The organism is Lentzea tibetensis (genome assembly GCF_007845675.1).
Taxonomy (GTDB): Bacteria; Actinomycetota; Actinomycetes; order Mycobacteriales; family Pseudonocardiaceae; genus Lentzea; species Lentzea tibetensis.
The window spans coordinates 125,287-136,443 of record NZ_VOBR01000026.1 but is presented as its reverse complement, the minus strand read 5'-3'; the positions used below and the strand labels follow the sequence as shown (position 1 = coordinate 136,443).

Annotated in this window: 8 protein-coding genes; 4 read left to right on the top strand and 4 right to left on the bottom strand. The window is 68.5% G+C overall.

Annotated elements, in window-relative coordinates; all coding sequences use genetic code 11:
- Positions 1 to 128: 128 nt before the first annotated feature.
- Together FKR81_RS32725 and fdhD are read right to left on the bottom strand one after the other, a co-directional pair.
- Positions 129 to 1,331: a CaiB/BaiF CoA transferase family protein gene (locus FKR81_RS32725; protein WP_146357976.1), complete on the bottom strand. Its 1,203-nt coding sequence runs from the start codon at positions 1,329 to 1,331 to the stop codon at positions 129 to 131.
- 4 nt (positions 1,332 to 1,335) lie between these two features.
- Positions 1,336 to 2,217 carry a formate dehydrogenase accessory sulfurtransferase FdhD gene (fdhD, locus tag FKR81_RS32720; RefSeq protein WP_146357974.1) on the bottom strand — a complete coding sequence of 294 codons (882 nt, stop codon included), beginning with the start codon at positions 2,215 to 2,217 and terminating at the stop codon, positions 1,336 to 1,338.
- 68 nt (positions 2,218 to 2,285) lie between these two features.
- Here fdhD and FKR81_RS32715 point away from each other — a divergent pair, with 68 nt between their 5' ends.
- Genes FKR81_RS32715 through FKR81_RS32705 form a run of 3 tightly spaced genes read left to right on the top strand, consistent with a single transcriptional unit; the run spans position 2,286 to position 5,735 of the window.
- Complete coding sequence (locus FKR81_RS32715) at positions 2,286 to 3,605, top strand: OFA family MFS transporter (protein ID WP_146357972.1); 1,320 nt, start codon at positions 2,286 to 2,288, stop codon at positions 3,603 to 3,605.
- Positions 3,598 to 5,115 carry a phytoene desaturase family protein gene (locus tag FKR81_RS32710; protein ID WP_146357970.1) on the top strand — a complete coding sequence of 506 codons (1,518 nt, stop codon included), beginning with the start codon at positions 3,598 to 3,600 and terminating at the stop codon, positions 5,113 to 5,115. The genes FKR81_RS32715 and FKR81_RS32710 overlap by 8 nt, the downstream gene beginning before the upstream one ends.
- 59 nt (positions 5,116 to 5,174) lie before the next feature.
- Entirely contained in the window at positions 5,175 to 5,735 is a 561-nt protein-coding gene (locus tag FKR81_RS32705; protein WP_146357968.1) for an ArsR/SmtB family transcription factor, read from the top strand.
- Between the two features lie 99 nt (positions 5,736 to 5,834).
- On the opposite strand, the gene FKR81_RS32700 is transcribed toward FKR81_RS32705, so the two are convergent.
- Positions 5,835 to 6,473: a DUF2238 domain-containing protein gene (locus tag FKR81_RS32700; protein WP_186763307.1), complete on the bottom strand. Its 639-nt coding sequence runs from the start codon at positions 6,471 to 6,473 to the stop codon at positions 5,835 to 5,837.
- Positions 6,474 to 6,564: 91 nt separating this feature from the next.
- On the opposite strand from FKR81_RS32700, the gene FKR81_RS32695 reads away from it, so the two are divergent.
- Positions 6,565 to 8,757 (top strand): glycosyl hydrolase family 28 protein, encoded by a 2,193-nt coding sequence (locus FKR81_RS32695; protein ID WP_235921887.1) that lies wholly within the window; start codon positions 6,565 to 6,567, stop codon positions 8,755 to 8,757.
- On the opposite strand, the gene FKR81_RS32690 is transcribed toward FKR81_RS32695, so the two are convergent.
- Positions 8,744 to 11,041, bottom strand: coding sequence for an FdhF/YdeP family oxidoreductase (locus tag FKR81_RS32690; protein ID WP_146357964.1), 2,298 nt, complete (start codon positions 11,039 to 11,041; stop codon positions 8,744 to 8,746). The two genes, FKR81_RS32695 and FKR81_RS32690, sit on opposite strands and share 14 nt — an antisense overlap.
- Positions 11,042 to 11,157 lie beyond the last annotated feature (116 nt).

The window sequence follows — 11,157 nt, the reverse complement described above, 5'->3', positions numbered from 1 at the left end:
GGACACGAAGGCCTCCGGACATGTGAAGCGGTTCCTCGACAGCTCCACTTCACAACCAGAGGCCTTCACCTGTCTTCACGACAGGCCGTCACCCGCCCAAACCGGGACAACGTCCCTGGACATCACACCTAGAGAACGGATCGCGCGCGTAATTCGGCCACATCTTCCGCTGAGTAACCGATCCAGTGCAGCACGTGATCATTGTGCGCCCCGAGTGACGGCACGGCACCCGGTGACCACGAGAACCCGTCCACCGGCGGTCGCAGCATCCGGGCCGACCCGTCCGGCACCTCGACGTCCACCCAGCGCGACCTGGCCGCGAGCTGCGGGTGCGCGCCCAGATCGGTGATCGGACGCGTCAGCGCGGCGGGCACGTCGGCCGCGTCCAGCGCCGCGAGCAGGTCGGCGCACGAGAACGACGCGAACGCCTCGGCCAGCAAAGCCTGCAACGCGTCGCGGTGGGAGACCCGCGACGACACCGTGGCGAACCGCGGATCAGCGGGGATCCCTGCCAGCGCGGACAGCCGCTGCCACTGACCGTCGTTCTGCACCGCCAGGTGCACGGAGCCGTCCGCGCACGGCACCGGGCCGTAGGGCGCGATGCTCGGGTGGTGCGCGCCTGTGCGCGGTGCTGAGGCACCCGTACCGGCCGCGTAGAGCAGCGGCTGGTGCATCCACTCGGCCAGCGCCTCGAACAGCGACAGCCGCAGCGAGCAGCCCCGGCCCGTCCGCCCGCGCTGCAGCAGTGCTGCCAGCACAGCCGACTGGAGCTGCACGCCCGCCGCGATGTCCGCGACCGAGATCCCGGCCCGCGCCACCACGTCACCCTCGCCGGTCAGCGACACCAGGCCCGCCTCGGACTGCACGAGCGCGTCGAACGCCTTGCGCCCCGAATAGGGCCCGTCCGCGCCGTACCCGGACAGCTCGCCCACGACCAGCGACGACGGCAGGTCCAGCGCCAGCCGCTCCCACACGCCCGGCGACAGGTTGCACAGCAGCACGTCCGCCCGCGCCGCCAGCCGGTTCAGCACCTCGCGCGCCTCGGGCGCCTTGATGTCGAGCGTCAGCGACTCCTTGCCGACGTTCGTCCACGCGAAGTACGACGACACCGAGCCGCACGACGAGTCGTAGTGCCGGGCGAAGTCGCCGACACCAGGGCGTTCGACCTTGATCACGCGGGCGCCCAGGTCAGCCAGCAGCCGGGTCGCGTAGGGCACGGCAACCGCTTGCTCGAGGCTGACGACGACAACGCCGTCAAGCGGTCCCGTGTTGGATGGCCCCTCCTCCGGAGATGGCGGCGAGGTCGCCGATGAGGTCGGTCGTCCGGTCATTCGCTCACGCCTGATCTCGCTGCGCTCGGTCGTCGTGAGCGGATGCCCGGACGACCGACGCGACCTCGCTCACGCGCTCCTGTCCGGTGTAGACGTTCATCGACGAGCCGCGCAGGAACCCGATCAGCGTCATGCCCTGCTCCTCGGCCAGCTCGGCGGCCAGCGACGACGGCGCGGACACGGCCGCCAGCACCGCGATCCCGGCCATCGCGGCCTTCTGCACCAGCTCGAACGAGGCCCGCCCGGACACCATCAGCACCGTGCCGTGCAGCGGCACGAGTCCCTGCATCAACGCCCAGCCGAGCACCTTGTCGACCGCGTTGTGCCGTCCCACGTCCTCGCGCACGACCAGCAGCTCGCCGGACGCCGTGAACAGGCCCGCCGCGTGCAGCCCGCCGGTCGACTCGAACACCTTCTGCCGCTCCCGCAACGCGTCCGGGAACCCGCACAGCACCTCGGGCGACACCCGCACGGGGTCCGCGGCGGGGGAGAACCGCGTCTTCAGCCGCACCGCGTCCAGCGCGGCCTTCCCGCACACCCCGCACGACGACGTCGTGTAGAAGTTGCGCTCCACCCCGGTCTCCGGGGGAGCGACACCCTCCGCGAGCGCCACGTCCAGCACGTTGTAGGTGTTCTGGCCGTCCGGCCCGGTGCCCTCGCAGAACCGCGCGATCGAGACGTCCTCCAGCGAGCCGATCACGCCCTCGCTGAGCAGGAACCCGTGCGCCAGCTCGACGTCCTGACCAGGTGTGCGCATCGTGACGGCCAGCGCGCGGCCTACCACGCGCAGCTCGAGCGGCTCCTCGGCGGCCAGTGCGTCCACCTTGCGCAGCCGACCGCTCGACGACACCTTGACCACCGCTCGCCGAACGGTCACGCGACCCATGTCCACAACTCCTTCGGACCGCTAAGTTTTCGAGTGGGTCCTCAACCAGGTTACGGAGGTGCTGGCGAATGGGTTTCCTCGACCGTTCCAGGACCGTCGCACCACCCCACTGGAGCCGTTGGCTGGTCCCTCCCGCAGCACTGTCCGTCCACCTGGCCATCGGGCAGGCGTACGCCTGGAGCGTCTTCAAACCGCCGCTCGAAGGCGCACTCGGTCTCACCGGCACGCAGAGCGCGCTGCCGTTCCAGCTGGGCATCGTCATGCTCGGCCTGTCCGCCGCGTTCGGCGGCACGCTCGTCGAGCGCAACGGCCCGCGCTGGGCCATGTTCACCTCCGCTGTGTGCTTCTCGTCCGGGTTCCTGATCTCCGCGCTGGGCGTCGCGACCAGCCAGTACTGGCTCGTGGTGCTCGGCTACGGCTTCGTCGGCGGCATCGGGCTCGGCATCGGCTACATCTCGCCCGTCTCGACGCTGATCAAGTGGTTCCCGGACCGGCCGGGCATGGCGACCGGCATCGCGATCATGGGCTTCGGCGGTGGCGCGCTGATCGCGTCACCCTGGTCGACCGCGATGCTGGAGTCGTTCGGCAAGGACACGGGCGGCATCGCCAAGACGTTCCTCGTGCACGGCCTGGTCTACGCGGTGTTCATGTCCGTCGGCGTGCTCCTGGTCCGGGTGCCCGCGCAGGAAACCGAGCAGAAGGTCGTCGCAGGCTCCAACATTCCGGCAGCCTTCAACGTCTCCGCCAGCAACGCGATCAAGACGCCCCAGTTCTGGTGCCTGTGGGTCGTGCTCTGCTTCAACGTCACCGCTGGTATCGGCATCCTGGAGAAGGCGTCGCCGATGATCCGCGACTTCTTCGCCCAGACGGACGCCCCGGTCGCCGTGACCGCCGCCGCGGGCTTCGTCGCACTGCTGTCGCTCGCGAACATGGCGGGCCGAATCGTGTGGTCGTCCACATCGGACCTGGTGGGGCGCAAGAACATCTACCGGCTGTACCTCGGTGCGGGCGCGCTCACGTACCTGGTGATCGCGCTCGCGGGCAACGCCTCCAAGATGTTGTTCGTCGTGTGCGCCATGGTGATCCTGTCGTTCTACGGCGGCGGTTTCGCGACGGTCCCGGCGTACCTGAAAGACCTCTTCGGCACCTACCAGGTCGGCGCCATCCACGGCAGGCTGCTGACCGCCTGGTCGCTCGCGGGTGTGCTGGGCCCGCTGATCGTCAACGCGATCGCGGACAGCCAGAAGGCGGCGGGCAAGGCCGGTCCCGACCTGTACACGACCTCGCTCTACATCATGATCGGACTGCTGGCGGTCGGGTTCGTCGCGAACGAGATGGTTCGCCCGGTGGACTCGAAGTACCACGAAAGGCTAGAGGCGCATGCATGACGTCGTTGTGGTTGGTGGCGGGCACAACGGGCTGGTCGCGGCCACCTACCTGGCCAAGGCCGGCCGGTCGGTGCTCGTGCTGGAGAAGCTGGACCACGTCGGCGGCGCGGCCGTCAGCGCGGAGCCGTGGGAGGGCGTCGCGGCACGCCTGTCGCGGTTCTCGTACCTGGTGAGCCTGCTGCCCGACCAGATCATCTCCGACCTCGGCCTGCGGCTGCACCTGCGGTCGCGCGCGGCCTCGTCGTACACGCCGGACGGCAAGGGCGGCCTGCTCGTCGAGCGCGACCCCGGCGAGGCGACCGCCGAGTCGTTCCGCTCGGTCTGCGGCTCGCTCGACGACTGGGAGAGGTGGCAGCGCTGGTACGCCGACCTCGAGGTGATGGCGCAGGCGCTCGCCCCGACCCTGCTCGAACCGCTGGAGTCCAAGGCGCACGCCAAGGTCCGCGTCGACGCGGTGTCCCGCGCGCGGCTGTGGGACCAGGTCTTCGAGCGGCCCATCGGTCAGACGCTGCAGGAGCTGTTCGACAACAACCTCGTGCGCGGCGTCGTCGCGACCGACGCGCTCATCGGCACGCACACCTCGTTGCACTCGCTCGCGGCCAACAAGTGCTTCCTGTACCACGTGATCGGCAACGGCACGGGCGAGTGGAAGGTGCCGGTCGGCGGCATGGGCCACGTGACCGCCGAGCTCGCCCGCGTCGCGCGCGAGGCCGGCGTCGAGATCGTCACCGGCGCCGAGGTCACCGAGGTCGAGGCCGACGGCAAGACCGCCAGGGTCACCTACGGCGACACCACCGTCGACGCCCGCTTCGTGCTGTCGAACGTGGCGCCGTCGCTGCTGGACCGCCTGCGCGGCAAGGACGTCACGCCGGACGCGCCGGGCTGCCAGTTGAAGATCAACATGCTGCTCCGCGAGCTCCCGCAGCTGCGCAGCGGGGTGGACGCGCGGCTCGCGTTCGCCGGGACGTTCCACCTCGACGAGACCTACGACCAGCTGGAGACCGCGTACCTGGAGAGCGCCGCGGGCCAGGTGCCGTCCGTGCTGCCCGGCGAGATGTACTGCCACTCGCTGACCGACCCGACGATCCTCGGCGCCTCGCTGGCAGGCCACGAGACGCTGACGCTGTTCGGCCTGCACCTGCCCGCGTCGCTCTTCGAGGGGCGCAACGAGGAGTTGCGGGACGAGCTCGTCGGCCGCTACCTGCGCCAGCTCAACGAGCACCTGGTCGAGCCGATCGAGACGTGCCTGGCGACGGACGCCGACGGCAACCCGTGCATCGAGGCGCGCACGCCGCTCGACCTGGAGGCCGAGCTGGGGCTGCCCGGCGGCAACATCTTCCACGGCGAGCTGGACTGGCCGTTCGCGGAGACCGACGAGCAGGTCGGCCAGTGGGGCGTCGAGACCGACGTCGCGAACCTGTTCATCTGCGGTGCCGGGTCGCGGCGCGGCGGCGGGGTCAGCGGCATCGGTGGCCACAACGCGGCCCGCGCGGTGCTGGAGAACCTGTAGCAAGAAACCTTTAACAAGAACCCTTGATATAGGTTCCTTGATACCTGTACCGTTGGCTCATGGCCGACGGGTATGTCAGTGACCCCAAAGCGCTGAGGGCGCTCTCGCACCCCTTCCGGTGGAAGCTGATCCACCTGCTCACCGACCGGGGCGCGAGCACGGCGACCTTCTGCGCCGAGCAGCTCGGCGAGAGCGTGGCCAGCTGCTCGTACCACCTGAACATGCTGGCCAAGTACGGGTTCGTCGAAGAGGTGCAGGGTCCCGGCAGGCAGAAGCCCTGGCGGCTGACCGACCGCGACCAGGGCATCTCGGCCGAAGGACTGGACGACGAGGGCGCATTGGCCGCCGAGGCGGCCGCGATGGCGTTCTTCGACCAGGAGTTCAGCCAGATCAAGGAGCGCATGCGGCGCCGTGAGCTCGAGCCGGACGAGTGGCGCCGGTCGATCGCGACGAACAGCACGACCAAGTTCCTGACCGCGGACGAGCTCGCCGAGATGCGCGCCGAGATCGTCGAGATCTTCACCCGCTACGGCGACCGCGCCGAGCGGCCCGAGGCGCGCCCCGAGGGTGCGCGTCCGGTGCGGTTCTTCCTGAGCACGTCGGTCGCACCCGAGAAGTAGATCCCGTTCCGACCTGGGGAGGTTCGTCATGATGCATCACCTAGACGCGCTTGCAATCGCAAACCAGCGACAGCGCGACTTCGAGCAGGACGCGAAGGTTCACCGGCTCTCGCGCGCCGAGTCGAAGTCGCGGGAGAAGCCCGAGTCCGAGTGGACCGGCGCACCCGTGCGCCGTCCCGCCACGGCCTGAGACCAGACCGCGACAAGGGCTCCCAGCAGGGCGAGTGCCATGTCCTTGTGCGGATCCCAGATGTCGCCCTGCTGCCCGTTGTAGGCCTCGGCCGTCTCCGCGCCGAGCGTCATCGCGATCACCCACTCCAGCAGCTCGTAGAGAGCGCTGGTCGCGATCACGATCTCCAGTGACCGCAGTGGTTTGAGCCTGAGCATCATCGCCAGGCAGAGTCCGTACGCGAAGTGCACCAACCGGTCGAAGTGGTTGCGGTGCCAGGAGAACACCTCGGACAGGCGCACTCCGAACAGCGCTGATGTCCAGTCGTCGTACGGCACGTACGAGTAGATCCAGCGCGCTGCGACCGTGTGCAGTGCGAGGAACAACAACGCCCATGCCCAGGTCTGGACCGGCATCGGGCGCCGTTTCTGGACCCGGCCGAGCACGCCGAGCGCGACCAGCGTCAGCGAGTTGTGCAACGCCTGCTCGGCGGGCCAGATCGGATCCCACCACGTCGCGACGAGCAGAACCGCGAACGTCCCCAGCAGCCAAAGGTGGCCTCGTGTCATCCCCATAACAGGCGTAGCCTGATGCACTGCCGCCGCTGTAAAGGTTTTCACCCTGCTTACATTTTGACTACAAGGCCCGAGGAGAACAGCGGTGTTCCGAAAACTCGGTGTAGCTGCGGGGGCGGCGATCGTCGCGATGGCGATGCTCGCACAACCAGCCCAGGCGGCAGTCCACAACGTCAAGAACTACGGCGCGGTCGGCAACGGTTCAGCCAATGACACGGCGGCGATCAACAGAGCCATCACCGCCGCGAACGAGGCCGGCGGTGGCATCGTCCAGTTCCCGTCCGGCACGTACCGGTCGCCCAACTCGATCCACATGAAGAGCAACGTGACGTTCCAGCTCGACGCGGGCTCGACGATCATGGGTGCCGGTGGCTCGGGCTACGACCCGCCCGAGCCGAACCAGTGGGACGACTTCCAGGACTACGGCCACAGTCACTTCCACAACGCGATGATCTGGGGCGACCGGCTGACCAACATCGGCTTCGTCGGTTCCGGCACGATCGACGGCGGCGGCGCGCTCATCACCGGCAACCCCTCGTCCGGCCAGGCCGACAAGATCATCTCGTTGACGAGGTGCGAGAACCTGACCGTGAGCGGCATCAAGCTGCGGCGCGGCGGCCACTTCGCGATGCTGATCAACGGCTGCAAGAACGTCGTGTCCGACAAGCTGGTCATCGACACCGCCAGCGACCGCGACGGCTGGAACGTCATCAGCACGACCAACGTGACGATCACCAACGGCAACTTCGCGGGCAACGACGACGCGCTCGCGTTCAAGAGCGACTACGCGCTCGGGCAGAAGCTGACCAACGGCAACGTGCGCGTGTACGACACCAAGCTCTCCGCGGGGTGCTGCAACGCGCTGATGTTCGGCTCGGAGACGTGCGGCGACTTCACCGGCTACGACTTCCAGCGCATCGACATCAAGGGCTCCAACAAGTCCGGGCTCGGCCTGGTGTCGATGGACGGCGCGAGGATCTCCGACGTCCACTACAAGGACATCACCGTGTCCGGCGTCCGCTCGCCGATCATGCTGAAGGTGGGCGCGAGGAAGCGCTGCGGCAACAACCCCGGCGTCGGCACCATCAGCAACATCACCTACGACAACATCACGATCAGCGGCGCGTCCCCGTCGTTCAGCCCGACGATCATGGGTGACCCCGGCGGCCACGTCAGCGACGTGACGTTCAACAACGTCAAGATCACCGTGCCCGGCGGCAACGGCACCATGTCCACGAACCCGCCGTCCAACGACCCCAAGAACTACAACCCGAACAGCATCGGCACCCGGCCCGCCTACGGCTGGTACATCCGGTACGCCGACCGCATCAAGTTCGTGAACAGCTCGGTGGACTTCAACTCCAACGACGGCCGCCCGGCCGTGATCGCCAACAGCAGCAGCGACATCACGTTCGAGAACTTCAGCGTCGAGAAGGGCACGTCCAGCCCGTTCGACGTCGGGTTCCAGTCCGTGAACGGGTACTGCTTCCGCGGGCCAGGCTCGCCGCGGATCAACGCGACCGGCTCGACCGAGAAGTGCACGGTGGGCAACGACTTCCAGATCGCCGTCGACCCGCCGTCGCGGACCGTTCAGCCCGGCGAGACCGCGTCGTACGCCATCCGCACGGCGGCCATCTCGGGCTCGCCGGGACCGATTTCGCTGGACGCGGAGAACGTCCCGGTGAACACGGTCGTGCAGTTCAACCCCGCGCAGGTGCAGCCGGGTGAGTCGTCGACGATGACCGTCGCGACGCTCCCGTCGACGCCGAACGGGACGTCCAACATCACGGTCACCGGCACGGCGGGACCCGTGTCGCACACGGCGACCGCGGTGCTGACCGTCGGCAGCGGCGGCCAGCTCGAGGTCGGTGACCTGGCCGTCGCCGACACGGCGAACGCGGGCGACTGGTCGATCCAGGCCAACCTGCGGACCGGTGTCGCGCAGTACGGCGACCGGGCGTTCACGTTCACGACCGTGCCCGCCGAGATCGCCGGTGCCACCTGGATCCGGACCGCGAACGACTCCAAGTCCGCGACCCAGAACCCGTTGGTGCGCTTCACGATCAACCGCGACGCGCTGGTCTACGTCGCGGTCGACACCCGGTCCGGGAAGCGTCCGTGGATGGACAACCTGTGGCTCGACACCGGTCTTCAGCTCGTGAACAACGAGGGTTCGCCGAAGACCTTCCAGTTGTTCGCCAAGGGCTTCCCGGCCGGTGAGGTCGCACTCGGCCCGAACGCGGCCAGCGGGAGCAACTACTCGGTCATCCTCGAGTAGTCGCCTCCAGTCGCACGACGATGGACTTCGAGGTGGGCGTGTTGGAGGTCTCGGCCGTGGAGTCGAGCGGTACCAACGAGTTCGTCTCGGGGAAGTACGACGCCGCACAGCCACGTGCGGTGGGGTAGGAGATGACCCGGAACGACTCGGCGCGGCGTTTCGTGACGCCCGTCGGGTCGTCCGGCCACTCCGAGACGAGGTCGACCATCTGCCCGTCGGAGAGCCCGAGCTGCTTGATGTCGTCCGGGTTCACCAGCACCACGCGCCTGCCGTCCTTGACGCCGCGGTAGCGGTCGTCCAGGCCGTAGATCGTGGTGTTGTACTGGTCGTGGCTGCGCATGGTCTGCAGCAGCAGCGCGCCCGGCGGCACGTCCAGCACGGTCAGCTCGTTGGCCGTGAAGTTCGCCTTGCCCGTGTTCGTGCCGGGGAACTCGCGTGAGTCGCGCGGCGCGTGCGGGAGGATGAAACCGTCCGGCTGGCGCACCCTCGCGTTGTAGTCGGTGCAGCCGGGCACGACGTTGGCGATGCGGTCGCGGATCCGGTCGTAGTCGCGCTCGAACGCCTCCCATGGCACCGGGTGGTTCGGGCCGAGCACCTTGCGCGCCAGGCGGCACACGATCGAGATCTCGGACAGCAGCTGGTCCGACGCGGGCGCCAGCCGTCCCTGCGAGCGGTGCACGCAGGACATCGAGTCCTCGACCGTCACGAACTGCTCGCCCGAGTGCTGCAGGTCGCTCTCCGTGCGGCCCAGCGCGGGCAGGATCAGCGCGGTGGTGCCGGGCACCACGTGCGAGCGGTTGAGCTTCGTGGAGACCTGCACGGTCAGCGAGCACGAGCGCATCGCCTGCTCGGTGACCGGCGTGTCCGGCGTCGCGGAGACGAAGTTGCCGCCCACCGCGAAGAACACCTTCGCCTTGCCGTCGCGCATCGCGCGGATCGCGTTGACCGTGTCGTGCCCGTGGCCGCGGGGGACCGGGATGCCGAACTCGTCCTCCAGCGCGGCGAGGAACTTCTCCGGAGCCTTCTCGTTGATGCCCATCGTCCGGTCGCCCTGGACGTTCGAGTGCCCGCGCACCGGGCACAGTCCCGCGCCTGGCTTGCCGATCATGCCGCGCAGCAGGATCACGTTCGTGACCTCGCGGATCGTCGGCACCGCGTGCTTGTGCTGGGTGAGGCCCATCGCCCAGCAGGCGATCGTGCGCTCGGAGTCGACGAACATGCCGGCGACCCGCTTGACCTGGTCCTTCGTGAGACCGGTCGCGTGCAGGACCCGATCCCAGTCGATCGTGCTGACGTGCTCGGCGTACTCGGCGAAGCCGTGCGTCTTCTCGTCGATGAACTCCTGGTCGACCTTGCCCCAGGACAGCAGCAGGTGCCCGATCGCCTGGAACAGCGCCTGGTCGCCGCCGATCTTGATCTGCACGAACTCGTCCGCGAGCTCGGTGCCCCTGCCGATGACGCCGCGCACGTTCTGCGGGTTCTTGAACCGCAGCAACCCGGCCTCCGGCAACGGGTTCACCGCGATGATCTTCGCGCCGTTGCGCTTGGCGTCCTCGAGCGCGCTCAGCATGCGCGGGTGGTTCGTGCCGGGGTTCTGGCCGACCACCACGACGAGGTCCGCGATGGTGATGTCGTTGAGCGACACCGAACCCTTGCCGACGCCGGTCGTCTCGATGAGCGCCGCACCGGACGACTCGTGGCACATGTTCGAGCAGTCCGGCAGGTTGTTCGTGCCGAACGCGCGCACCAGCAGCTGGTACAGGAACGCGGCCTCGTTGCTCGTGCGGCCCGACGTGTAGAAGACCGCCTCGTCCGGACTCGCGAGACTGTTCAGTTCCGTTGCGACGAGCGAGAACGCGTCGTCCCAGCCGATCGGCTCGTAGTGCGTGGCGTTGGGGCGCAACACCATCGGCTCGGTGAGCCTGCCCTGCTGCCCCAGCCAGTAGTCCGTCTTCTCACCCAGTTCAGCGATCGAGTGCTGCTGGAAGAACTCACGGGTGACGCGGCGCTTCGTCGCCTCCTCGGCGACCGCCTTCGCCCCGTTCTCGCAGAACTCGGCCATCCGCCGGTGCCCCTGCGGCTCCGGCCACGCGCAGCCGGGGCAGTCGAAGCCTTCCCGCTGGTTGAGCAGCCGGAGTGTCTTGACCGTGCGCCCGACGCCCATCTGCTCGACGCCGCGTTGCAGCGACACCACGACACCGGGAATACCGGCGGCCCACTTCTTCGGGGCGGAGACTTCGAGCTGGGTTTCGTCGACGTCGTGCGACGGGGGCTTGCTGGTCATGCCCCCATCCTCGTCCTCACGTGCGAGCGCCGCCAGCATGCCCCCGAAGAACATGCCAGCGGCGCGGCGGCCACGGGCCCCAAGGGGTTGAACGGGTCCGTGACCAGATATCCCCA